At 53.1% G+C, this 22048-nt stretch carries 28 protein-coding genes; 18 read left to right on the top strand and 10 right to left on the bottom strand.

The genetic code is table 11. From position 1 onward, the window contains the following. Window positions 1-46 precede the first annotated feature (46 nt). A complete protein-coding gene (locus RHP47_RS06310) occupies window positions 47-376 on the bottom strand; it encodes a hypothetical protein (RefSeq protein WP_149819198.1) in 330 nt (109 codons plus the stop codon). A 63-nt stretch (window positions 377-439) separates the two neighbouring features. Continuing rightward, window positions 440-1666 carry a tyrosine--tRNA ligase gene (gene tyrS / locus RHP47_RS06305; protein ID WP_286627167.1) on the bottom strand — a complete coding sequence of 409 codons (1227 nt, stop codon included), beginning with the start codon at window positions 1664-1666 and terminating at the stop codon, window positions 440-442. A gap of 150 nt (window positions 1667-1816) precedes the next feature. On the opposite strand from tyrS, the gene RHP47_RS06300 reads away from it, so the two are divergent. From RHP47_RS06300 to gap, 7 genes are all read left to right on the top strand, one after another. After that, complete coding sequence (locus tag RHP47_RS06300; RefSeq protein WP_149819196.1) at window positions 1817-3748, top strand: transglycosylase domain-containing protein; 1932 nt, start codon at window positions 1817-1819, stop codon at window positions 3746-3748. Window positions 3749-3969: 221 nt separating this feature from the next. Beyond that, complete coding sequence (locus tag RHP47_RS06295; protein ID WP_190278270.1) at window positions 3970-4491, top strand: transcriptional repressor; 522 nt, start codon at window positions 3970-3972, stop codon at window positions 4489-4491. A gap of 3 nt (window positions 4492-4494) precedes the next feature. Continuing rightward, window positions 4495-5031 carry a DUF2808 domain-containing protein gene (locus RHP47_RS06290; protein WP_286669070.1) on the top strand — a complete coding sequence of 179 codons (537 nt, stop codon included), beginning with the start codon at window positions 4495-4497 and terminating at the stop codon, window positions 5029-5031. Between the two features lies 1 nt (window position 5032). Continuing rightward, window positions 5033-5929, top strand: coding sequence for an LD-carboxypeptidase (locus tag RHP47_RS06285; protein WP_310841330.1), 897 nt, complete (start codon window positions 5033-5035; stop codon window positions 5927-5929). A 145-nt stretch (window positions 5930-6074) separates the two neighbouring features. Then, window positions 6075-7622, top strand: a complete 1548-nt coding sequence (locus tag RHP47_RS06280) for an NAD(P)H-quinone oxidoreductase subunit N (protein ID WP_310841329.1) — start codon at window positions 6075-6077, stop codon at window positions 7620-7622. Between the two features lie 52 nt (window positions 7623-7674). Then, a complete protein-coding gene (locus RHP47_RS06275) occupies window positions 7675-8010 on the top strand; it encodes a rhodanese-like domain-containing protein (protein ID WP_149819186.1) in 336 nt (111 codons plus the stop codon). A 23-nt stretch (window positions 8011-8033) separates the two neighbouring features. Next, a complete protein-coding gene (gene gap, locus RHP47_RS06270) occupies window positions 8034-9056 on the top strand; it encodes a type I glyceraldehyde-3-phosphate dehydrogenase (RefSeq protein WP_310841328.1) in 1023 nt (340 codons plus the stop codon). Here the strand turns inward: gap and RHP47_RS06265 are convergent. Together RHP47_RS06265 and fabD are read right to left on the bottom strand one after the other, a co-directional pair. Continuing rightward, complete coding sequence (locus RHP47_RS06265; RefSeq protein WP_286627084.1) at window positions 9053-9688, bottom strand: 1-acyl-sn-glycerol-3-phosphate acyltransferase; 636 nt, start codon at window positions 9686-9688, stop codon at window positions 9053-9055. The genes gap and RHP47_RS06265 overlap by 4 nt on opposite strands. Continuing rightward, window positions 9685-10575 (bottom strand): ACP S-malonyltransferase, encoded by an 891-nt coding sequence (fabD, locus tag RHP47_RS06260; protein WP_310841325.1) that lies wholly within the window; start codon window positions 10573-10575, stop codon window positions 9685-9687. Before fabD ends, RHP47_RS06265 begins: the two co-directional genes overlap by 4 nt. 106 nt (window positions 10576-10681) lie before the next feature. Here fabD and rpsP point away from each other — a divergent pair, with 106 nt between their 5' ends. Genes rpsP through RHP47_RS06240 form a run of 4 tightly spaced genes read left to right on the top strand, consistent with a single transcriptional unit; the run spans window position 10682 to window position 12496 of the window. Then, the gene (rpsP, locus tag RHP47_RS06255; RefSeq protein WP_149819178.1) at window positions 10682-10933 is read left to right on the top strand and encodes a 30S ribosomal protein S16; all 252 of its coding nucleotides are present in this window, start codon (window positions 10682-10684) and stop codon (window positions 10931-10933) included. 3 nt (window positions 10934-10936) lie between these two features. Beyond that, on the top strand, window positions 10937-11287 hold the full coding sequence (locus tag RHP47_RS06250) for a KH domain-containing protein (RefSeq protein WP_149819176.1): 351 nt from the start codon (window positions 10937-10939) through the stop codon (window positions 11285-11287). Between the two features lie 3 nt (window positions 11288-11290). Then, entirely contained in the window at window positions 11291-11464 is a 174-nt protein-coding gene (gene rpsU, locus RHP47_RS06245; protein ID WP_015126245.1) for a 30S ribosomal protein S21, read from the top strand. A 9-nt stretch (window positions 11465-11473) separates the two neighbouring features. Further along, entirely contained in the window at window positions 11474-12496 is a 1023-nt protein-coding gene (locus tag RHP47_RS06240; protein ID WP_149819174.1) for a PhoH family protein, read from the top strand. On the opposite strand, the gene RHP47_RS06235 is transcribed toward RHP47_RS06240, so the two are convergent. Both RHP47_RS06235 and RHP47_RS06230 read right to left on the bottom strand, forming a co-directional pair. Continuing rightward, on the bottom strand, window positions 12441-13163 hold the full coding sequence (locus tag RHP47_RS06235; protein ID WP_149819172.1) for a superoxide dismutase: 723 nt from the start codon (window positions 13161-13163) through the stop codon (window positions 12441-12443). The genes RHP47_RS06240 and RHP47_RS06235 overlap by 56 nt on opposite strands. Window positions 13164-13217: 54 nt before the next feature. Then, window positions 13218-13499 (bottom strand): hypothetical protein, encoded by a 282-nt coding sequence (locus RHP47_RS06230; protein ID WP_149819170.1) that lies wholly within the window; start codon window positions 13497-13499, stop codon window positions 13218-13220. 232 nt (window positions 13500-13731) lie between these two features. On the opposite strand from RHP47_RS06230, the gene RHP47_RS06225 reads away from it, so the two are divergent. Then, window positions 13732-14478 (top strand): hypothetical protein, encoded by a 747-nt coding sequence (locus RHP47_RS06225; protein WP_286627078.1) that lies wholly within the window; start codon window positions 13732-13734, stop codon window positions 14476-14478. A gap of 71 nt (window positions 14479-14549) precedes the next feature. On the opposite strand, the gene RHP47_RS06220 is transcribed toward RHP47_RS06225, so the two are convergent. Beyond that, window positions 14550-14735 carry an NblA/ycf18 family protein gene (locus RHP47_RS06220; protein ID WP_024125509.1) on the bottom strand — a complete coding sequence of 62 codons (186 nt, stop codon included), beginning with the start codon at window positions 14733-14735 and terminating at the stop codon, window positions 14550-14552. Between the two features lie 204 nt (window positions 14736-14939). On the opposite strand from RHP47_RS06220, the gene lpxD reads away from it, so the two are divergent. Both lpxD and RHP47_RS06210 read left to right on the top strand, forming a co-directional pair. Continuing rightward, window positions 14940-15956: a UDP-3-O-(3-hydroxymyristoyl)glucosamine N-acyltransferase gene (gene lpxD, locus RHP47_RS06215; protein ID WP_286627076.1), complete on the top strand. Its 1017-nt coding sequence runs from the start codon at window positions 14940-14942 to the stop codon at window positions 15954-15956. Between the two features lie 113 nt (window positions 15957-16069). Next, entirely contained in the window at window positions 16070-17029 is a 960-nt protein-coding gene (locus RHP47_RS06210; protein ID WP_149819164.1) for a hypothetical protein, read from the top strand. Here RHP47_RS06210 and RHP47_RS06205 read toward each other — a convergent pair. The 3 genes from RHP47_RS06205 to RHP47_RS06195 form a co-directional block, all read right to left on the bottom strand. Further along, window positions 17026-18168 carry a histidine kinase gene (locus RHP47_RS06205; RefSeq protein WP_149819162.1) on the bottom strand — a complete coding sequence of 381 codons (1143 nt, stop codon included), beginning with the start codon at window positions 18166-18168 and terminating at the stop codon, window positions 17026-17028. The two genes, RHP47_RS06210 and RHP47_RS06205, sit on opposite strands and share 4 nt — an antisense overlap. A gap of 114 nt (window positions 18169-18282) precedes the next feature. Beyond that, a complete protein-coding gene (locus RHP47_RS06200) occupies window positions 18283-18609 on the bottom strand; it encodes a hypothetical protein (RefSeq protein ID WP_149819160.1) in 327 nt (108 codons plus the stop codon). Then, window positions 18606-19586: a hypothetical protein gene (locus RHP47_RS06195; protein WP_286649970.1), complete on the bottom strand. Its 981-nt coding sequence runs from the start codon at window positions 19584-19586 to the stop codon at window positions 18606-18608. The genes RHP47_RS06200 and RHP47_RS06195 overlap by 4 nt, the downstream gene beginning before the upstream one ends. A gap of 162 nt (window positions 19587-19748) precedes the next feature. Between RHP47_RS06195 and RHP47_RS06190 the strand changes: the two genes are divergently transcribed. The 4 genes from RHP47_RS06190 (at window position 19749) to RHP47_RS06175 (ending at window position 21901) form a co-directional block, all read left to right on the top strand. Continuing rightward, complete coding sequence (locus RHP47_RS06190) at window positions 19749-20048, top strand: TMEM165/GDT1 family protein (protein ID WP_149819156.1); 300 nt, start codon at window positions 19749-19751, stop codon at window positions 20046-20048. A 134-nt stretch (window positions 20049-20182) separates the two neighbouring features. Beyond that, window positions 20183-20644: a Fur family transcriptional regulator gene (locus RHP47_RS06185; protein WP_149819154.1), complete on the top strand. Its 462-nt coding sequence runs from the start codon at window positions 20183-20185 to the stop codon at window positions 20642-20644. Between the two features lie 5 nt (window positions 20645-20649). Then, window positions 20650-21294, top strand: a complete 645-nt coding sequence (locus RHP47_RS06180; protein WP_149819152.1) for a pentapeptide repeat-containing protein — start codon at window positions 20650-20652, stop codon at window positions 21292-21294. A 271-nt stretch (window positions 21295-21565) separates the two neighbouring features. Continuing rightward, entirely contained in the window at window positions 21566-21901 is a 336-nt protein-coding gene (locus RHP47_RS06175) for a hypothetical protein (protein WP_149819148.1), read from the top strand. Window positions 21902-22048: the final 147 nt, after the last annotated feature.

Genomic DNA, 22048 nt, shown 5'->3' with positions numbered 1-22048 from the left:
AAGATTTTAACGAATCGTGGAACTAGCCCTAGGGTCATCGTTGTAGTTAATTCCCTTGGTGGGCGATCGCGCTCACAAGTGCTGTAATCGCCGGGGAAAGACTCGCCAGAACAACAACGGATGCCGCCGCAATAATAATCGTTGTTGCCATCCGCACCATGGCATCGGTGCCCCGCTGATAGACCTCAAACTTATACTCTTGATTTTTCACCTGAGTGGCCAACTCACTCACATCCCCTTGCAGTTTGTGCACATCAGTTTGGAGCTTTTCGACATCCGTTTGTAGTTTTTCGACATCGGTGCCGAGCTTCTCCACATCTACACGCAGCGCCTGCAACTCGCTGAGTACCTTGGCCTGAAATTCCTGCTCGCTCACGCTCATCCTACACATTCTCTGCACCACCTCATCTTCATTCTGGCAGAGAATGCCAACCGCCACCTAAGGTAGAAAGCGCAGGAATTTTTTCTTACCCACTTGCAGCACTTGGTTCACATAGGGTTCCGGTGCCGTGAGGGTAAAGTCCACATCCGTAACTTTTTCGCCGTTGAGACGCACCCCACCCCCTTGGATTTGCCGCCGCGCTTCGCTGCTACTGGGGCAGAGCTTGGTGTGACTGAGCACATAAGTCAGCTTCACAGGAAACTGAAACTCCCCAAGGGAATACTCTGGAATCGATCCCGCCTGTGCCGTTTGCCCTTGGGTGACGATCGCGGCTAGTTCCGCTTGGGTTTGCAGGGCGAGATCGCGCCCATGATATTGACTCACGACTTCTAGGGCCAAGGCCTTCTGGCGATCGCGGGGATTGGGGGGTAAACTGTCCAAGGGCAAATCCGTGAGCAACTCAATGTATTGGTTCACCAAGGCATCGGGAATTTTTTCCAGCTTGGAGTACATACTGGCTGCCGATTCCGTAAGCGCCACATAGTTGCCAAGGGACTTCGACATTTTCTGTACTCCGTCCGTGCCCACTAGGATCGGCATCAGCAGACCAAATTGCACGGTGGGCAAGCGAAAATGGCGCTGTAAATCGCGACCGACAGCAATATTGAACTTTTGATCCGTCCCCCCCAACTCGACATCTGCGGCCACCGCCACCGAATCATAGCCCTGCATGAGGGGATAGAGAAACTCATGGAGAAAAATGGGCGTTTCCTTGGCGTAGCGTTCGGCAAACCCCTCCTTGGCCAGCATTTGGCCAACAGTCATAGTTCCCAGTAGCTCAAGAATTTTCCGCAAGTCCAGTTTAGCGAGCCACTCCGAGTTGTAGCGAATTTCTAAGCGGCCGGGGGTCTCAAAATCCAAAATGGGTTTCACCTGCTCAAGGTAGGTTTGCACATTGGCAGCCACTTCTTCGGGGCTGAGTTGTTTGCGCACCTCGGACTTTCCTGTGGGATCGCCAATTTGAGCCGTAAAGTCACCAATAATCAGTACGGCACAGTGACCCGCATCCTGAAACTGCCGCAGCTTGCGCAGCACAATACTGTGGCCAAGGTGAATTTCGCTGCCGGTGGGATCAATGCCAAGCTTAACCCGCAGCGGGCGCTCCGTTTGCCGCAAATAGGCCCAGAGATTTTCTTCGGGTTTGGTGGAATCAGGGACATGGGGAAACGTTTCGACAACGCCGCGCTGGAGCCGGGCAATTGTGGCCTCAAGATCTGAAGACATCATGGAATTGGGCTGGGACATTTTCTGGTCTAGGATGGCTATGATAGCAATCAATTGCGATCGCGGGGCAATTTTGCCATCCCTTACTTTTATTCCAATAAAAAAATCATATACGAAGTAAAAAATAATTGGCGTAAGGAAGCGACTGTCGTGTCCACCACTACCCTTGGCAAACACCCCTCCCAAACTCGCCCCCAGGATGAAAACTTCTGGCATGGGGTCCTGCGCATTGCTAACCGTACCTTCCTTGTGGGGATGACCTTTGGTTGTGCGGCGATCGGCGGGGGACTGCTGGGCTTGGCGATTAGCTTTCGGAATTTGCCGGATGTGCGATCGCTGCGGGGCTACATTCCCAGTGAAACGACGCACATTTACGATGTCAAGGGCACCCTCCTTGTCAGCCTTCACGATGAAGAAAACCGCGAAGTCGTTCCCCTCAGCGAAATTTCCCCCAATTTGAAGCTGGCTGTGATGGCCATTGAAGACAGTAGTTTCTACCAGCATCGCGGTATTAATCCCATTGGTATTTCCCGTGCCTTGATGGTCAACCTCACCTCGGGGCGTACCGTACAGGGTGGCTCTACCCTGACGATGCAATTGGTGAAAAATCTCTTTTTGTCTCAAGATCGCTCCATTAGCCGTAAAGTGGCTGAGGCTGTTCTGGCCATGCGCCTCGAGCAGATCTTCAGCAAAGATGAAATTTTGGAGATGTACCTCAATCAAGTCTATTGGGGACACAATACCTACGGCGTACAAACCGCAGCCCAAAGCTACTTCAAAAAAAATGCCGCTGATCTCACGCTTGCCGAAGCCGCCATGATGGCTGGCATTATTCAAGCGCCCGAGGCCTATAGCCCCTTTGTGGATTTTGACCTCGCCAAGGAACGGCAGCAGTTGGTGCTGGATCGGATGGTGGAATTGGATTGGATCACCCCCCAAGAGGCCGCTGCCGCTGCCCAAGAACCCATCAAGCTAGGGGAAATTACCTCCTTCCAGCGCAGTCGTAGCCCTTGGATTACGGATGCTGTGTTGCAGGAGTTGACCCGCCAATTTGGTCGTGAAGCGGTTATCCGTGGGGGAATGCGGGTACAAAGTAGCCTTGATGTCAAGGTGCAAAAAATGGCCGAAGAGGCAATCCAACGCGGCTATCAAACCCTACGGGGAAGTGGTGTGCGCGCCGATCAGTTGGCCTTGGCGGCAGTAGATCCACGAACGCACTATGTCAAAGCCCTTGTCGGCGGTGTGGACTACAACCGCAGTCAGTTTAATCGCGCCACCCAAGCCATGCGTCAACCGGGGTCTGCCTTTAAGCCCTTTGTCTTTTATGCTGCCTATGCCAGTGGCAAATATACGCCCGATTCTGGAATTAACGACTCACCCGTTAGGTATCGCGATGGCAGTGGGTGGTATGTGCCGCGAAATTACGATGGCTCCTTTATGGGTGGGATGTCTATGCGTATGGCTTTGGCCACGTCCCGCAATATTCCTGCGATTGTTCTTGGCCAAGAGGTGGGCATTGAGCGCGTCATTGAAATTTGCCGTACCCTTGGCATTACCAGTCCCATGCTTCCTGTGGTTTCTCTACCTCTGGGGGCTGTGGATCTAACGCCCTTGGAAATGGCCGCGGCCTATGCCACATTCGCCAACAATGGCTGGCAATCCCCCACCACAACCATCATTCAAGTCACCGATAACAATGGCAATTTGCTCTTGGATCACACACCGCGCCCCAAACTCGTGCTTGATCCTTGGGCCGCCGCCGCCCTAAACAACACAATGCAGAGTGTGATCACCAGTGGCACAGGGACAGCCGCCAACATTGGCCGACCCGCGGCGGGGAAAACAGGCACCACCTCTTCTGAGCGGGATATTTGGTTTGTTGGTTATGTGCCACAACTCTCAGCGGCTGTTTGGGCAGGGAATGACAACTATGCACCCCTCGGGCAGGGGGCAACGGGGGGTGGCTTTATGGCACCCATTTGGCGGGATTTCATGAGTCAGGCACTCAAGGATGTGCCCATCGAAGACTTTACTCCAATGTCGAAGTTCCAGCGACCCAAGCCGCAACGGCAAACAAATTAGCAAACAAATTAGGGATTGGTTTTTGAACTGGGTTCTGCGCCACTGAACCCATTAACACTTGATTTGATCGATTTGATCAGATGGTGCTTGGGCGTTGCAACTCATTTGCAGAAACTTCAGTAAAACTATTGTAATTATTCTCAATAAGCTGGGGTTGTTGCAAATGACACTTGTTGTCGGCTATCATGCAAACCAATATCGGCAGATCAAGCGAATCTTCTATGCCACTTTATACAGCAGCAGCCTTAAAGGCAGAATTGAATGAGAAGGGCTGGCGGTTGACGCCACAGCGAGAAACCATTCTCAATATTTTCCAGAATCTGCCCAAGGGCAATCACCTGAGTGCTGAAGACCTGCACCATGAGTTGCGCAAACAGGGACACTCCATTAGTTTATCCACCGTTTACCGCACCGTAAAGCTGATGTCGCGGATGGGTATTCTGCGGGAGTTGGAACTGGCAGAGGGACACAAGCACTATGAATTAAATACCATGTCCCCGCACCACCATCACCACATGGTGTGCGTGCAATGCAACCGCACAATGGAGTTCGACAATGATACGATTCTCAAGCAGGCTCTGAAGCAGACGGAGAAGTATGGTCTGCAATTGATTGATTGCCAACTGACGATTTACACCATTTGCCCAGAGGCGCTGCGGCGCGGTTACCCCGGACTGCCGGAAAACTGGGTCTGTAGTAGCGCGATCGCCCACGGCACAGAACCCCCCTCGCGGGGTAAATAAGGGATGCGACGACCCTTCGCGATCGCCCTTGTGGGCATAGCTGCTTTGACCCCTCAGAGCCTAGGGGTTGAGTTTCCCGATGGTCGGGTGGCCTTTGATCAGCCGCCCATTTTTGTTGAAGCCAATACCCGCTATCCTCAAGTGTGGCTAACGAATACCACCTACAACTTCATTGTGCAGATACCGACCACCGCAGGCGAACCCCTTGCCCGGCTTGACATTCAACAACTGCCCGGCATTGAGACGATTTACTTTTTGCCCCAACGTACCCGTGCTTTTATCGGCGATCGCTCCCGCCAGCCGATTCCCTTGGCCGAGGTGACCTTTGATGGCCATTCAGCGCTGCTCACAGTGACCTTTGATCCCCCTGTGCCACCGGGGTGGTACCTGCGGGTTGAGGTTGCTCCTGTGCGCAATCCCCAATGGGATGGGACGTATCTTTTTGCTGTGACAGCCTTTCCTCGGGGGGGCGATCGCGCCATGGGTCAAAATATCGGCACGGGGCGCTTGCAGTTTTACCGCAATTCTAATTTTTTCTAACGTGACCGTCTTTGCAACATTACCGCCGCCGCTTCAGCCGGGCGATCGCCTTGCCGTCGCCTTTCCCAGTGGTGTCCTCCGCCAAAGGGAACCTTTTTGGCAGGGAGTGGCCTGTTGGCAAGCTCAGGGCTATGAGGTGATTGTCGATGAGGCGGCCTTTGCCGGCTGGGGCTACCTTGCGGGTGCCGATCAACAGCGGCGCGATCGCCTGCGGCACTTATTGCAAGATGATTCTATTAAGGGCATTCTCTGCGGGCGGGGTGGATTTGGGGCAACTCGTCTGTTGGAGCAGTGGCAGTGGCCAGCGGTATTGCCGAAATGGCTGATTGGTTTTTCGGATATTACGGCTTTGCTGTGGAGCTATGCTAACCAAGGGGTGGCCGGTGTCCATGGCCCAGTACTCACCACGCTGGCGGCAGAACCCCTTTGGAGTCAGCAGCGGCTTTTTGATCTGGTGCGCGGCAAACCCCTAGAGCCGCTCTTGGGAACGGGTTGGGGGGGCGGTGTGGTGCAGGGTCGTCTTTTGGTGGGGAATTTAACAGTCGCGACTCATTTACTGGGGACGCCTGATTGTCCTTCTTTTGAGAATGTGATCTTGGCTCTAGAGGATGTGGGTGAAGCCCCCTATCGCATTGACCGCATGTTGACGCAGTGGCGCTGCAGTGGTGTGTTGCATCAGATTCAGGGGATTGCCCTCGGTCGTTTTAGTCGCTGTGAGGATCCCACCACCCAACCCAATTTTCGGCTGATTGAGGTGTTGCAGGATCGCTTAGGGGATTTGGGGCTTCCCATTGTCAGTGACTTGCCCTTTGGTCATGAGGGGGTGAACGCTGCCTTACCTGTGGGAGTCGCAGCAGAGTTGGATGGCGATCGCGGCTCTTTGCGGCTATTGCTCTGACCCAAAATCAAAATACCACCTCTGCCAGTGCCGAGATTGGTAAAAACTAATCCCACTCATAAGCAGAAGGCGATCGCTGGCAAACAATGAAATGAAAATTCGAGTGATAAGATATGGGGGATTCCATCAAGGCGCGTAAAGAGTTATGGATTTGGTGACACTGGCCGGACAGCTGAATGCAGGCACCATTTTGCCGGAAACCATCGTGATTGTGACGCTGCTCGTCGTCCTCCTAGCAGATTTGATTCAGGGACGCCAAGCCGATCGCTGGACCCCCTACTTTGCCATTGTCGGTTTAGGGGGAGCGATCGCCACGATGATTCCCCTGTGGACTCAGCCCGACACCGTCAGTTTCTTTGGCAGCTTTATTTCTGATCACCTCAGCCTCTTCTTCCGGGGACTGGTTGCCCTTTCAGCCTTCGGCACGATTCTCATGTCCATTCGCTATGTGGAGCAAACCGGCAGTTCCCTCGGCGAATTTATGACGATTCTGTTGACCGCCACGGTGGGTGGCATGTTCATTGCCGGTGCCCAAGAACTGGCGTTTATCTTTGTGGCGCTAGAGACCCTGAGTATTGCCTCCTATCTGCTCACCGGCTACACCAAGCGCGATAGCCGCTCCAACGAAGCCGCCTTGAAATATCTCCTGATTGGTGCGGCCAGTTCTGCCATTTTCCTCTATGGATCGTCACTGTTGTATGGCCTCTCCGGTGGGTACACCCAATTACCAGAAATTGCCCAAGCTCTCTCTGGGGAATCCTTGGGTCTGGTGGTGGCCTTAGTGTTTGTTATTGCTGGCATTAGTTTCAAAATTTCAGCAGTGCCCTTTCACCAATGGACGCCCGATGTTTATGAGGGTGCCCCTACGCCTGTGGTTGCCTTTCTCTCCGTTGGCTCCAAAGCGGCTGGGTTTGCCCTTGCCATTCGCTTTTTGACCTTGGCCTTCCCCAGTGTCACCGATCAGTGGCAACTCATCTTTACGGTGCTGGCGATCCTCAGCATGATTCTCGGCAATGTGGTTGCCCTTGCCCAAACCAGCATGAAGCGGATGCTCGCCTACTCCTCCATTGGGCAGGCGGGGTTTGTGATGATTGGTTTTGTCGTTGGCACTGAGGCAGGTTATGCCAGTATGCTCTTTTACCTGCTGGTGTACCTCTTCATGAACCTTGGCGCCTTTACCTGTGTGATTCTCTTCTCCCTGCGCACGGGTACCGATCAAATTAGTGAGTATGCCGGCCTCTATCAAAAAGACCCCCTGCTCACCCTCGGCCTGAGCCTCTGTCTGCTTTCTCTGGGGGGGATTCCTCCCTTGGCCGGCTTTTTTGGCAAAATTTACCTCTTCTGGGCGGGTTGGCAAGCCGGTGCCTATGGTCTGGTGCTGCTGGGTCTATTAACGAGTGTGATCTCGATTTACTACTACATTCGTGTTGTCAAGATGATGGTAGTCAAGGAACCCCAAGAAATGTCCCTAGCTGTGCAAAATTATCCCGAGGTTTCTTGGTCAACCTTTGGCATGCGTCCTTTGCAGGTGGGTCTAGTGATGACGGTGATTGCCACCTCCTTGGCGGGTATCTTGGCCAATCCCCTCTTTAACTTGGTGAATACGGCAGTACTAGATGTGCCCCAAGTGGCTCATCAACCGACGGCGATCGAGGTGGCCTACCAAAGCCTACCGCCGGCAGGTAAATCTTAAGGATGACTTTAGTACCATCCCCGATCTATCCCCCTAGAATCAAGGGGAAGCTATGCTAGGACAAATCACAGTGGTGGAATTAGCGCAACGCCTAGCCACAGAGGCGGATACCTTGCAACTCATTGATGTGCGGGAACCAGAGGAGTGGGCGATCGCCCATCTTCCTCACTTTACGCCTTTGCCCTTGAGTGCGTTTCCCCAATGGTCGCCCCAAATTTGCCAGCTCTTTGATCCAGATCGGGAAACCTTGGTACTCTGCCACCACGGTGTGCGATCAGCGCAAATGGGTCACTGGTTGATTCAGCAGGGATTCCGTAATGTGAAAAACATTGTCGGTGGTATTGATGCCTATGCTGCGGCAGTGGATCCAACCCTACCCCGTTATTAGTTGATTGCCTTGGGAGAGTTTTCATGACCTTGAAAGTCGGTATTAATGGCTTTGGCCGCATTGGCCGCTTGGTGCTACGGGCGGGTCTCGCCTACGACAATATTCAGTTTGTCGGCATTAACGATCTCGTGCCTGCGGATAACCTTGCCTACCTCTTTAAGTACGATTCCACCCACGGCATCTATCCGGGAACCGTCAAGGCCACGGCAGAGGGCATCGAAATTGATGGTAAGTTCATTCCCTGTACGGCCATTCGCAATCCCGCAGAACTGCCTTGGGGATCGGTTGGCGCCGACTACATTGTTGAATCCACTGGCCTATTTACTGGCTATGAGGGGGCGGCTCAGCATTTACAAGCGGGTGCCAAGCGGGTGGTGATTTCAGCCCCCACCAAGGATGCCGATAAGGTGAAAACAATTGTCGTCGGTGTTAATGATGCGGCCTTTGATCCAGCGGTGGATGTGATTGTCTCCAATGCCAGTTGCACCACGAATTGCTTGGCACCGGTGGCGAAGGTACTACATCAAACCTTTGGGCTAGCTGAGGGCTTAATGACCACGGTGCACTCTGTTACCGCAACCCAACCGACGGTGGATGGTCCTAGTAAGAAGGATTGGCGCGGCGGCCGCGGGGCTGGCCAAAATATTATTCCCGCCTCTACCGGCGCTGCTAAAGCGGTGACACTGGTGTTGCCCGAACTCAGGGGCAGGTTGACGGGGATGGCCTTTCGCGTACCCACACCCGATGTGTCGGTGGTGGATTTAACCTTCAAAACTGAGAAGGCCACGAGCTATGACGAGATTTGTGCGGCAATGAAGGCAGCGGCTGAGGGGGATCTCAAGGGGATTCTCGGCTATACCGAAGAGGCGGTTGTCTCCAGTGATTTTATCGGTGATGGCCGCTCCAGTATCTTTGATACCACAGCGGGGATCCAACTCAATGCCAATTTCTTTAAGGTGGTGGCTTGGTACGACAATGAGTGGGGCTATTCCTGCCGTGTGGTAGATCTCCTCAAATTGATGGCCGCTAAGGATGGTCTGCTCTAGCGACCCAAGTCATGGAGACGGTGGATCACTTCGCAGCAGTGCTGTGTGACTGCTTCTAGGGCAGCGCGATCGCCCGAAGCTGGGGGCGGAATGGGAGCACCAATGCGCACTGTAATGGGAACGGGTCGGGGAAATCCACCTTTTTTGAGAATCTCTTGGGTTCCCCAAAGGCATACGGGCAATAAAGGCGCCTGAGCTTTGGCGGCAATGAGTGCTGCCCCCAATTTCGGATCATAGATGCGCCCATCTTTCGTGCGCGTGCCCTCCAAAAAGACCCCCACTGCCCAACCCTGTTCTAGAGCTTTGAGGGCGGCCTGCAATGCGCGGCGATCGCCGGCTCCCCGCTTCACAGGATAGGCACCATACCACCGAATCAATGTCCGAAAAATGGGAATCTGGAATAATTCCTCCTTGGCCATCCAAGCCACCGGTCGGCGCACACAGTTAGAAATCAGGGGTGGATCAAAGTAGCTGGCATGATTGGCTACCACCACCAGTGGCCCTCGCAGCGGTACCTGATGGGCACCATAGATGCGCCCGCGAAAGTAGGTGTGCAGGAGTGGACTCACCACTGACCATTTGAAAAGATGGTAGAGGAGCAGGCTGATCAGCGGCTCGCGATCGCGACTCACCCAAGGCTCTCCAAACTAGCGATCGTGGCAATGCTGGTAACGGTGATCTCTGGGGTAGTGCGTTTAACCAAGCCTGCCAATACGTTGCCGGGACCAATTTCAAAGGCTTGGGTCACCCCCGCTGCCGCAAGGGCATGACAGGTGTCCACCCACCGCACAGAGCCGGTCATCTGCGATTGCAACCGTGCCTTGATCACCGCTGCATCTGTTGTCGGTTCAGGTTCGACATTGTTCAAAACGGGAAAGATCGCCTCGTGGAAGGTGCACTCCTCCAGCAGCGTGGCAAATGTGGCTGCGGCCTCCGCCATAAAGGGGGAATGAAAAGCCCCACTCACATTCAAGGGAACCGCTCGCTTCACCTTAATTTTGCCTAGCACCGCGTCCACCGCTGCCGGCAGCCCCGAAATCACCACCTGCCCCGGATGGTTATCATTGGCCAGAACCACATTGGCTGTGCTGGCGATCGCCTCTTGCAACTGCTCGCGGTCAAAGCCAATCAAGGCCACCATCTTGCCCCCCCCAGCGGCATTCATCAGTTCGGCTCGCCGCTGCACTAACTTCAGTCCTGTTGTAAAGTCAAAAACCTCCGCCGCATAGAGGGCAACATATTCGCCGAGACTATGCCCCGCAACAAAGTCCGCTTTTGCCCCCTGTTCCTTGAGGGCATCCACAAGCAAGCTCTCCACCAGAAACAAACTCGGCTGGGTATAGAGGGTTTGATCTAAGTTACCGATACGACCTGCACAGCACTCAATGACCGACCACCCCAAAATCGCCGCTGCCTGTGCGCACCGCTCCTCGGCTGGGGGATAGGCCGTCAGCAAATCCGCCATCATTTCTGGATGTTGCGACCCTTGGCCGGGAAATAACCATGCTGTCTTTGTCATCGGCAGTGCTCAACTCGAACCGCAATCTACTTTACCCGATTTGGGATGTCCGTTATACTAGAAAATTGTCGATAAAAATCTGCCCCTTTTATCTCCATAGGCTGACATGATTAAACTGCGTCTCAAACGCTACGGCAAAAAACGGAACGCCACCTATCGGATTGTGGCGATGAACAATACCGATCGCCGCGATGGGCGTGCCCTCGAAGAATTGGGCTTCTATGATCCGATCCGTGATGAAGTGCGCCTCAAGGAAGAGGCTATCAAGCGGCGTTTGGCGCAGGGCGCACAACCCACAGATACCGTGCGGCGGCTGTTTGTCAAAGCAAATCTTCTCCCCGAAACTGCCAAAAAATAGGCAATGACTGAGTCGGCTGCCCCCAACTACGCTGCCCTGATTCGCTTCCTGCTGGAACCCTTTATGGAAGCACCGGAAACGCTACGGCTGCATGCGGAATTTTCCCCTGCCAATTCTCGCATCTGGGTACGCCTTGCCTTTGCTGGCGAGGATAAGGGACGGGTCTATGGCCGTGGCGGTCGCAATCTCCATGCCATTCGAGCAGTTCTACAGGCTGCTGCCCAAGCCGCCGGTCAGCAGGTTTACTTAGATGTCTATGACGATGCCAAAAGTACGCCTAAAATAGATCATCAAGGGAGCGATCGCCCCCGGCGATTCCGTCGTTCTTATCCATCATCAAGGAGGCAAAGTTAGCGCGTGTCTGAAGTGCGTTTAGGTGAAAACGAATCCATTGAGTCCGCTCTACGGCGATTCAAGAAAAAAATCCAAAAAGCGGGCATTCTTTCGGAAGTCAAACGGCGTGAACGTTACGAGAAACCCAGCCTGCGCCGCAAACGCAAACAGGAGGCCGCCCGCAAGCGCAATCGCTAAGCCTTGGGTATGACCACGAGGGAAAGCCTCACGATTGATCTCCACAGCACTGAGAGTGCGATCGCCCTTGTCGGTGAGCAAGAAGCCAACCTGCGCATCTTTGCCGCCCAAACAGGGGCGACCCTTGTTTTAAGGGGGCGGGATCTCTACATCACTGGTACCCCTGCTCAAATCCAACTCTGCCAACAACTGATTCAAGACCTCGGTACCCTCTGGCGCGAGGGGCGTCCTGTGTCTGGGGTAGATATTCTCACCGTCCGCCATGCCTACGACACCCAGCAGCGGGAAGCCCTCCAAGAGCTGCAACAGGATATTCTGGCTCGCACCCGTCGCGGCGACATTATTCGTGCCAAAACCTTTCGCCAGCGCCAGTACATTCAAGCCATTCGCAGCCACACACTCACCTTTGGCATTGGGCCAGCGGGCACCGGCAAAACCTTCTTGGCCACCGTTCTAGCCGTCCAAGCGCTACTGTCGGGTACTTATGAGCGGTTGATTTTGACACGGCCTGCGGTGGAAGCAGGGGAGCGGCTCGGCTTTTTGCCGGGAGATTTACAGCAAAAAATTGATCCCTATTTGCGTCCCCTCTACGATGCTCTCTACGAACTAGTGGAGCCAGAGAAAATTAGTAACCTGATGGAGCGGGGGGTGATTGAAGTGGCTCCCTTGGCCTATATGCGAGGGCGTACCCTCAATAATGCCTTTGTCATCCTCGATGAGGCCCAGAACACCACCCCTGCCCAGATGAAAATGGTCTTGACCCGCATTGGTTTTAACTCCTGCTTGGTGGTAACGGGGGACTTGACACAAACCGATCTACCAGAACATCAAACCTCCGGCCTCAGTGTGGCCACGAAAATTCTCAAAGATGTCGAAGGGATCGCGTTTTGTTATCTAACCAAGGGGGATGTGATTCGCCATCCCCTTGTCGAGCGAATTATTGATGCCTACGATCGCCATGAGCAGGCCTTGCTTACTAAGTCAAAAGAGCGCGCATCTGGGCGTAGCGATCGCTCAGCCAAGGCCAATTAACCACCTGCCACCAAGCCTCTAGGTACTGATCGCGACGGTTGCGATAGGTCAGGTAGTAGGCATGCTCCCACAAATCATTGCCCAAGATCGGCACTTGCCCTTGCATCAGCGGCGAATCTTGGTTCAGTGTGGTGGTAATGGCCAGATTTCCTTGGGGCGTCAGCACAAGCCAGACCCAGCCACTGCCAAAGTGCTTTAGACCTGCCTGCTGAAACTGGGTTTGAAACGCTGAGAACGAGCCAAAGGTGGCTGCAATTGCTGTGGCCAACTCCCCCGTGGGTTCACCGCCCCCATTCGGTGCCATACTTTGCCAAAAGAGGGAATGGTTGGCATGGCCGCCGCCGTGGTTGCGCACGGTTTGTTGGATGGCGGTGGGTAGTTGGCCAATGTGACGCAGGAGGTCTTCGATGGCTAGGCCGTGCCATTGACGGTAGGGTGTTAGTGCCTTGTTCAGCGTCTTCACATAGGCCGCATGGTGTTTGTCGTGGTGTAGCTGCATCGTCTGCGCATCAATCACTGGCTCTAGGGCATCGTAGCCGTAGGGCAAAGGCGGCAGCGTATAAATTTCTGACGGCTCACCTTCAGCCACGGCTGGGCGCGATCGCAACCAGAGTGTAGCGGCACTGCCGACGAGAAGGCCAAGGGTTTGACGACGGGTTAGGGGCATAGCGAGTACGTGAAATGTTCCCGCTAATAGTTTAAGTCTTTAAGTTCCGCAGGATTATTCTTGGCGCAGTAGGAGTTGTTGAGCTTGGCTGGGTGTCAGGAGTTGGCCATCCACTTCAATTTGCAGCACCTTGTCAGCGGATGGTTGCAGCGTCGTACTGGCCTCACGGCGGTCTTTAGAACGCCACTGATTTTGCCAAAGGCGGTTCATTTCCGAGGATTCAAAGCCAGTGGTCGGGGAAATGGGATTAAAGATCGGGGGCAGGGGAGTCGCCAACGTGGCCAAGGGATAACATATCCCCAGCAACACCACGCTCAGCAGCAGTGGACAAGTCATAAGTCAATACCTCTTGGGAGCGATCGCAAATAATTTTTACAGTAGGCTTCTTCTAACCGCTTATTTTTTTCACCAAGGTCAGCCCTCATTCTTATTATATCCTCTGGAACTAAAGTCCTTTTTGGGTTTTTTCCCTCGTACTGAAGCGTTGAGGCTACCAAGCTTCTGTATTGTTTCCTAAGTTATGATGGTAAGACGTACGCACCAGTTTGTTGGCAATTATCAATCCAGAATGACACAGGCATACACCCCTGAAGATGTTTGGCGATTATTGGCAGAGCTACTGGAGGCTCAAAAGGAAACAGAACGCCGATTTCAGGAAACCGAGCGACAATTTCAAGAAACAGATCGGCGATTTCAAGAGACTGACCGGCGTTTTCAGGATCTTGAACAGCGATTTCAGGAAACGGCTCAACGTTTTCAAGAAACAGATCGGCTTTTTCAGCAGACTGAACGGCAATTTCAAGAAACAGATCGGCGGTTCCAAGAGACTGACCGGCGTTTTCAAGAAACGGAACGGTTGCTCCGAGAAGAAGCACGGCAGCTCAACCAACAAATTGGCAAACTGGGCAATCGCCTTGGGGAGTTTGTGGAGTGGCAAGTCCGCCCAGCCGTGTTGCGCTTATTTCAGAGTCGGGGAATTGCTGTTTCTCAACTCTACAGTGATGTGATTCTTCAAGACGGCAACGAGAGTTTAGAAATTGATCTGTTGGTCGTTAACACCGATGAAGCCGTTCTCGTCGAAGTGAAAACAAAACTTAGCCAAGGGGATGTTGATGAGCATTTAGAGCGGATTGCGAAATTTCGCCGTCTAGCTCACCAGTATCGTGGCACGAAACTCTTGGGTGCCGTGGCAGGGATGATTGTGCCGCCCGAGGTGGCTCGCTACGCTTATCGGCAAGGTTTGTTTGTGTTGGCGCAGTCGGGGGATGGGGTGACGATTCTCAACGACCCGCAGTTTCAGCCCCGTGCGTGGTAGGCCACTATCCCCTACTTGATTCGACGGAGGAAGCAAGGTGGAGAAAGAGGTCCGTCCCACACATGTGTGACCTAGGCAGCGCGTTTGACCAAGGAGCGAATGACGTTGTCTTTCATCATCAATAGGCGAGAGGCTTGCAACAGTAGCTCACGAGCTTCCTGAAGGCTCATGGCACTCACTTGCTCCTCCATCACCCGCATTTGAAACTCCTGTTCAAAGCTGAGGTCAACATTCAGTTCGGGGAAGCGTTGCTCCATAGAACGTACTCCTTACTCCATGTTATCGGGCATACGTGTTAAAAAATATAACAAACACATTGACAAAGTTGCCACTCAATGAATATCACCCGTGCAAAGGATAAAATGTTCAGCATGAACGATTTCACTAAATTCTTGATTGGTTTCACAAACGAGACCTGATAGACTGAGCTAAAACTTAAGTTCGATGATGAGGACGGCAAGATGCGGTTGGCAGAGGTGGCTGAACGGTTTGGGGCAACCCTCGACTGTCCAGAGCAGGGCGATCGCCCCGTTTTGGGGGTAGCCCCCCTCGAAACAGCAACAGCAACAGACATCTCCTTTCTAGCCAATCCGAAGTACACCGCTCTATTGCAGACTACGGCAGCGGCTGCTGTGTTTGTCCGTCCCGATTTTCAAGGGGAAGCAGCCTGTCCCCTGCTGCGGGTGCCCCATCCCTACCTTGCCTTTGCCCAATGCATTGAATGGTTTTATCCGCAACCCAAACCCTCCGCCAAAATTCACCCGACGGCAATTCTGGGAGCCAATGTCGTCTTGGGAGCTGAGGTGACCATTGGTGCCTATACCGTGATTGGCGATCGCGTGCGCATTGGCGATCGCACGATAATTGATAGTCATTGCACGCTCTACGATGATGTGGTGGTTGGCGCCGATTGCCGTATCTATAGCCACTGTGCCTTGCGGGAGCGGGTGCAATTGGGCGATCGCGTCATTCTGCAAAACAGTGTCGTTCTGGGTAGTGATGGTTTTGGCTATGTGCCTCTGCCCGATGGTCGCCACTATAAAATTCCCCAAGTGGGCACCGTGGTCATTGGCAATGATGTGGAAATCGGTGCCGGCACAACGATTGATCGCGCCACCTTAGGGGAAACCAGCGTGGCGGATGGCACGAAAATTGACAACCTGACGATGGTGGCTCACAACTGCACCATTGGTGAAAATTCGATTCTCTGTGCCCAAGTGGGCTTGGCCGGGTCGACCCACATTGGTAATCACGTCGTCCTTGCTGGGCAGGTGGGGGCAGCGGGTCATTTGACCATTGGCGATCGCACCATTGTCTCCGCCAAATCCGGCATCAGTAGCTCTGTCCCCCCAGATAGCCGCATGGGGGGGATTCCAGCCATGGATCAAACCCTCTACCTCAAGGTTTCAGCCGCAGTGAAGCAACTGCCGGATCTCCTCAAGCGAGTGCGCCAATTGGAAGCAAAGGTAAGGGGATAGCATAGATATTCTAACCACCCTCTATAGTGGAATTAAGGGCTAGGGTTGCCTTTTGGATCGTTCATCATGGGGTGAGGGGCAATGGGTCACACGAATCTGCGACACTAAAGCTTATGACTCCTCCAGCAGCCATTCGATTACTGCCCAGTGATCAGGAATTGTTCCAAGCGCTCCTTGGCTACCATGAACTGACAATCAAGGCAGACAAGCAAGCAGCCTTACTTACCTTGCTCCAGCGCGATCGCGCCCAAGTCATTGTCAAAAGCATTGCCCAAGCTGCCTTTCCCCAAACGGCCTTTAACTTTGCCCTCTGGATGCTCAACCATGACTTGGTGACACTGGATTGGCTCTACGACATCACCTATCGCATTTCCACCCAGGGCTGTCAAGAAACCATTGATTTGGGATTGCTCTACGGCAGTCTCAAGCACTTAAGTGCAGGGGATCAAGCCATTGTCTTGGGTCAAACCGATGCTGCTCTTAAGGCCATTCGCCTTGATGACTTGGATCTAGCAACCTTGATTACGACATTGGAACCGGGGATAGCCATTAGTTTGCTCTCTTGGTTTGTCACCTTTAAGAAAATCACGACAGTGGATCTGGAATACATCAGCCAAATTGTCCAGAAGGTGAAACCTACCGCCGAACCACCCCAAGAGACCACTGAGATTCACTCCCAACCCCTCGTCCCTGAACCCCACATCATTGAACTCACCCTTGAAGACAAATTACTGGATTTGAATTTGCAATTGGGGGGCACAGAAACAGAGATTCTACCCAAGGTTTTGGATCGCTTTTTATTTCGGCGCACCCGTGAAGATAAGGTGGTCTATCGTCCCAATACACAGGTGGTACGCCTTGCCTGCGTTGGCGAAGAGCGCCGTGACATTCCTGTGCCAGTGCGCAGTGCCAAAACATGGCCACCGGGAGTCTATGTGATCTATCGCGAGCAGGAATCCCTACAACTGATGCGCTTGCCAGATAACGAGTTCTACGAAATTTTGCCCTTCGGGCCTGATCCCTATCTGCGTGCTGAAACGATCGCCCGCATGGTCAAGGAAGGGCAGCGCTAGCTATAAACGGGCAGTGTGAAGTGAAAGCAACTGCCTTTTCCCGGTTGGGAGTCCACCCAAATCTGGCCGTAGTGCATACGAATAATTTGGCGGCAAAGGGCAAGGCCAATGCCATAGCCTTCAATGGTGCGATCGCGATCGAGGCGAACCGTCTCGCCAAAAATTTTTTCCTGCTGCTCAATGGGAATACCGGGGCCAGTGTCACAGACGGTAACTTGTACTTTTTGAGTCATGCGGTGAAAGGCACTGAGGTGAATTTTGCCCCCTGCAGGAGTGTATTTACAGGCATTGTCCAGCAGGTTGACAAGGACCTGACGAATGCGATCGCCATCGCCATAGACCAAGGGTAAATCCAAGGGAATGTCGGTGGTAAAGTGCTGCTTTTTACGTTCAAAATTGAGGCGCACATCCTCAACCGTTTCTTGGCACAGTTGTCGCAGATCCAGTTGCCGTGCCATAATTTGCAGTTTGTCTTGGGGCCCGCGCGCCGCTAAGAGTAAATCCGTAATCAGTTGTCCCATCATCTGGGTTTGACTGCGGGCATGGTGAAACAGGCGTTGGATGTCCTCAATATGGAGTTGCTGAGTGCTCTCTTCCTGAAGGTTGGCCTCGAGGGTTTCAAGGGCAATGCCAACAGCAGTGAGGGGGTTACGCAACTCATGGGCCAGCAAGCCAATAATCCGATCTTTGAATTGCAGTTGTTCGGCAAGGCGATCGCGCTCTTGACGCAGTTGAAACAGCTCATCCTTGAGGCGGCTGAGTTCCATGGAGCAATCGGACTGCTCCGCTGCCGACTTTTGCATATCTGCCTGTAGGCCAAGAGCCACTTCCCGCTGCCAGCGCGGCCACCAATAGTCCACCTTTTGCAGTAGCTTGCGACCAGCAAGGGTTTGACGCGGTTCAGGGCGGACTTTAATCAAGGCAGGCGTGGCAACCAGCTTGTACTCCTCTAGGAGATAGGGCTGCTCACCTATGGGCACCACTTTTAACTCAAAGCCAAAGTTCGAGGGCAGTTGCTGAATGTGGGCTTGAATAGCAGCGGTTTCCTCTTCATCGCCCGGACGATTGGCAACAAACAGGAGCAAACTGAGCGGCGGTGTCGTTTCTTGGGTAGAACTGGCATCCGCAGACGCTTTCATTGAATCACCGGTGAGTATTCTCAAGGGCAATGAATGGCGCTTCCTGGACAGGAAACACTAGAGAGCAATCAAAAGATTAACTAAATGTTAGCGGATTCTCCCTCGCAACCCAACTTAAGATTGCTGGCCATCCCGCCGGCCAAGTTCGTAGATTGCCCCACCGATGGTTGCCATCAGGCCTAAACTCAAGGCCCAACTTTGCCCCAAGCCCAAACTACAGAGGATAAAGCAACCCGTCCCCACCAAAATAAAGGGAACTAGCCCCACCATCCCTGCCCAGAATTCGGCACTTTGGTTTGCTTCACCCCCTAGCCACGTCACTAAACGCTGTATTAAGGCTTGCCCCGTGGGATAAAAGCCCCAGTACAGGGCGATCGCCCACAGACCAGACCCCGCAATGGCAATGGGGGAGAGAGAAACCTGCTGCAAATTGGGAATCATAGGAGTCCTTGAAAAATCTTGGGATCAAACATTTCTCGGAGAGATAGATAGTAGGGGGTAAAAACACTTGTATCATAGCCAGCGGCACGGGTTTGTATTTCCTTACCCAAAAGGTGCACCATTTGAAACACTAGCTCCCATGTCACATTCAGCGAAGGATAAAGCATCAAACACAGGGGAAAGAGTTCCCGTTGCAGCGCCCCAAGGCTTTGCTCCAAAAGACATACCCAGAGGTAGATTTGGAACATCTCGACATCGCGAATACTGGAAACACGCACACTGGCTTGGGTCAAAGGGCCACTAAAACAGCGGTGCTGGGGGTTGAGTTCGGCAACACGATCACAAATAGCGGTGGCGATCGCCGTGCTCTGAGGCAACAGATGGCGCACTAAAGCCAAGGCCGGATCAGTGTAGTCGTAGTTGGCTGCTGCGTTATAGGCACGGTGCAAGGGCATGTAGAGGTGATCATCAATGACTTTGAAGAAGCTACTGAGGATCGGACGTTGGCTCGTTGGTGCCACTTCTAGCAGTAATACCCCCGTGTGGTGAAACTGCATACTGACAAAGCCAATCACCCGCGGATCGACGGCAGTATAGCGGCGGCGAATCTCACTGATGGCACTAGCCAGCTTGGCGGTCATTTGCTGGGTGCCCTTGCCGGCTTCGTAGAGTTTGAGGGTGCGCTGATAAATGTCATGGATGTCTTTGGAGATGCTCCAAGGATCCACCAGTTCCGCTGGGATGCCATGGCGAATCATCTCTGCGGCCAAGAAGCCTTCGGTGCGCTGCCAAGCCTTGACACTGGCATTCCGCAATTCGGCCAAGAGCCGAGGGGCAACCACCGCTGGATCATCCTCCGCAAGGGCGGTGGTGTTGAGGTTGGTAATATAGCGCTTTGCCCAAGCCTGTGCCAGACTGCTCAAGGAGGTGGTGTCCGGTGCGATCGCGCTCGATCCGTCAGTAGTGGTATTCAACATGAGCACCTCCGCCATTTAGAACAGGGCTATAAGCAGAATTGATGTTAAGAATTGTAACTTGTTTTAAGCTGATCCTGCCACCCTGCGCCACTAGCGATCGTTGACCGCAACTGCTCATACCGTTAATCTGCCCTATAGCAGCAACATCTTTGGAGAAATTGGATGGACTGGCAATCCTTTGCCGTGAGTTTTGCGATTGTTTTCTTGTCAGAACTGGGGGACAAGAGTCAACTGGTGGCAATTACTTTAGGGAGTAATGCCCGCTCCGCTACCGCTGTCTTTCTAGGCGTGGCCTCTGGCTTAGTGTGTACAACGTTTTTCGGTGTGCTTTTGGGCAGTGGGATTGCCACATTGATCCCCGTGAAGGTGGTCAAGGCGATCGCTGCCATGATGTTTGCCTTTCTGGGGTTTTATTTGCTGTCTCAAACAGCGGCTGACAGCCTTGACAAGGAGCAAATTTGATTATAACCAAAGGATTGATTATCATAGTGACTACAGGTTAGCAAATGGATAACCCTAAAACTGCGATTTAACTGCGATAGGCTACCTAGCTAAGCAAAATCTGCTGTTTGAATTTTATTTTTTAGGATAGCGCCGTGTTCACGTCTCCTGCTCCCAGTCCCCTACCCCCCATTCGTTCCCTTGAGGATGCGATCGATCGCTGTCAACGCCTAGGATTGCGCCTCAGTCGGCAGCGGCGTGCCATTCTCGAACTGCTCTGGGATGCCAAGGATCACCTCTCAGCGCGGCAGATCTACGATCGCCTGAATCAAGCCGGCAAAGACATCGGCCATACCTCTGTATATCAGAATCTCGAAGCCCTTTCCGAGCATGGCATTATTGAGTGCGTTGAGCGTGCCGATGGACGCCTTTACGGCAATATCAGTGATAGCCACAGCCATGTCAATTGTCTCGATAGCCAGAAAATTATTGACGTTCACGTTGAGCTACCCCCCTCTCTCATTGCTGAGATTGAAGCAAAAACTGGCGTGAAAATCGTTGACTATCGCATTGACTTTTATGGTTATCAAAACGCTGAGGCGAGCACCCAAGGATAACTATCGTGGCCAATCCCCAACATCTTCAGCTTCTCAAGCAGGGGGTTACCGCTTGGAATCAATGGCGGGAGCAAAACAGTGATATTCGCCCTGATCTGGGACAAGCCGATCTCACTGGCGCCAATTTGGAGCTGTACAACCTCACCAATGCCAATCTCGATCAGGCAAATTTAGCGGGGGCTGATCTGCGCAACGCTTTGCTCAAGGATGCCTACATGGCTGGAGCAAACCTCTACATGAGTGACCTGATTGAGGCGGATTTGCAGGGGGCCTGTTTACAGCGGGCTACCTTAGCGGGTGCTGATCTCTACAAGTCAAATATTGCCATGGCCGATCTGCGCCAAGCCAACTTGGTGGGCACGCTACTGCGGCGAGTGAGCCTAGTGGAAGCGACCCTTGCCTATGCCAACCTCACCCGTGCCAATCTCTTTCAAGCCAACCTGCACTTGGCCGATCTCAAGAGCGCAATTTTGCAAGAAGCGATTCTCGAAAGTGCCAGTCTCATTGAGGCCAACTTTGAATATGCGGTTCTCATTGCGGCCAAGATGTCGAAGGCCAATGCCCGCCGTGCTAACTTTAAGGGGGCAAACCTCTACAAAGCAGAAATGGACGGCATGGATCTGCGGGATGCGATTCTCGATAAAGCTTAGCACCAGCAACTTGTGAAAAGGCAAGGTTCAGGCTACGTTAGAGGTGAATCATCCTCGCCTATTGCAACTCGAAAGGAATGCCTGTGACTAAAAGCATCCGTAATACAGCACGTATGGTTCTTGGTGTGATTTTTGGAATTATTGGGGTTGTCGGCTTCATTTTACCCCTAGTGCCAGGAACGCCTTTTTTGCTGATAGCGGCAGCTTGTTTTAATTCTATGGAACCTGAGGAGACCGCCAGTGCCCAAGGGAATGAATCGCCACCCGTGGCATGAAATACTTTTTCCTCACTGAGGGGTGGCAGATTGGCCGCGTGTGGGAACCCCAAGGCCTCTGGAATGAGCAAGCGTGGCGGCGATCGCCCGTGATCACCCGTACCTGCCTCTACATCCTAGAGGGGGAGGAAAAGCTTTGGCTGTACCAAGTGGAGGAGATGGTTCTCATGGTAGAAGTGAAGCCCAGCCATCCTGACCCTGCCTCAACCATTGGCCAAGTGGTGCTTAAGCGCCTGATGAGTGCGGAGGATGTGCTGACCTACCTGTGTACCACCCCTGCCATTGCCAAAATTCAAGTGGAGCGAACCTCCCCTTCGGGCGATCGCCCCTAGCGATTCTTAAGCCTTTGGCACAATTTGTTAACTCTTCTGGCGTAATTCCCTATCTGCGGTGGCCTAGCAGAGAGAACTTGATCAATGCTAGCCTTGGTGCTCCCTGTTTGAGGTAAACTAGTTCGATGTTGTTGCCAACCGATGGAA

Origin of the sequence: Thermosynechococcus sp. QKsg1 (assembly GCF_031586415.1) — a bacterium.
Lineage (GTDB): Bacteria > Cyanobacteriota > Cyanobacteriia > Thermosynechococcales > Thermosynechococcaceae > Thermosynechococcus.
This window is presented reverse-complemented; position numbering and strand designations above follow the sequence as displayed.

Bases quoted from the DNA above. Each gene is read 5' to 3' on its own strand.
- tyrS (WP_286627167.1), bottom strand. From the start codon at position 1,666: ATGTCTTCAGATCTTGAGGCCACAATTGCCCGGCTCCAGCGCGGCGTT.
- RHP47_RS06295 (WP_190278270.1), top strand. From the start codon at position 3,970: ATGCCACTTTATACAGCAGCAGCCTTAAAGGCAGAATTGAATGAGAAG.
- RHP47_RS06290 (WP_286669070.1), top strand. From the start codon at position 4,495: ATGCGACGACCCTTCGCGATCGCCCTTGTGGGCATAGCTGCTTTGACC.
- RHP47_RS06280 (WP_310841329.1), top strand. From the start codon at position 6,075: ATGGATTTGGTGACACTGGCCGGACAGCTGAATGCAGGCACCATTTTG.
- RHP47_RS06275 (WP_149819186.1), top strand. From the start codon at position 7,675: ATGCTAGGACAAATCACAGTGGTGGAATTAGCGCAACGCCTAGCCACA.
- gap (WP_310841328.1), top strand. From the start codon at position 8,034: ATGACCTTGAAAGTCGGTATTAATGGCTTTGGCCGCATTGGCCGCTTG.
- fabD (WP_310841325.1), bottom strand. From the start codon at position 10,575: ATGACAAAGACAGCATGGTTATTTCCCGGCCAAGGGTCGCAACATCCA.
- rpsP (WP_149819178.1), top strand. From the start codon at position 10,682: ATGATTAAACTGCGTCTCAAACGCTACGGCAAAAAACGGAACGCCACC.
- RHP47_RS06250 (WP_149819176.1), top strand. From the start codon at position 10,937: ATGACTGAGTCGGCTGCCCCCAACTACGCTGCCCTGATTCGCTTCCTG.
- RHP47_RS06240 (WP_149819174.1), top strand. From the start codon at position 11,474: ATGACCACGAGGGAAAGCCTCACGATTGATCTCCACAGCACTGAGAGT.
- RHP47_RS06235 (WP_149819172.1), bottom strand. From the start codon at position 13,163: ATGCCCCTAACCCGTCGTCAAACCCTTGGCCTTCTCGTCGGCAGTGCC.
- RHP47_RS06230 (WP_149819170.1), bottom strand. From the start codon at position 13,499: ATGACTTGTCCACTGCTGCTGAGCGTGGTGTTGCTGGGGATATGTTAT.
- RHP47_RS06225 (WP_286627078.1), top strand. From the start codon at position 13,732: ATGACACAGGCATACACCCCTGAAGATGTTTGGCGATTATTGGCAGAG.
- RHP47_RS06220 (WP_024125509.1), bottom strand. From the start codon at position 14,735: ATGGAGCAACGCTTCCCCGAACTGAATGTTGACCTCAGCTTTGAACAG.
- lpxD (WP_286627076.1), top strand. From the start codon at position 14,940: ATGCGGTTGGCAGAGGTGGCTGAACGGTTTGGGGCAACCCTCGACTGT.
- RHP47_RS06210 (WP_149819164.1), top strand. From the start codon at position 16,070: ATGACTCCTCCAGCAGCCATTCGATTACTGCCCAGTGATCAGGAATTG.
- RHP47_RS06205 (WP_149819162.1), bottom strand. From the start codon at position 18,168: ATGAAAGCGTCTGCGGATGCCAGTTCTACCCAAGAAACGACACCGCCG.
- RHP47_RS06200 (WP_149819160.1), bottom strand. From the start codon at position 18,609: ATGATTCCCAATTTGCAGCAGGTTTCTCTCTCCCCCATTGCCATTGCG.
- RHP47_RS06195 (WP_286649970.1), bottom strand. From the start codon at position 19,586: ATGTTGAATACCACTACTGACGGATCGAGCGCGATCGCACCGGACACC.
- RHP47_RS06190 (WP_149819156.1), top strand. From the start codon at position 19,749: ATGGACTGGCAATCCTTTGCCGTGAGTTTTGCGATTGTTTTCTTGTCA.
- RHP47_RS06175 (WP_149819148.1), top strand. From the start codon at position 21,566: ATGAAATACTTTTTCCTCACTGAGGGGTGGCAGATTGGCCGCGTGTGG.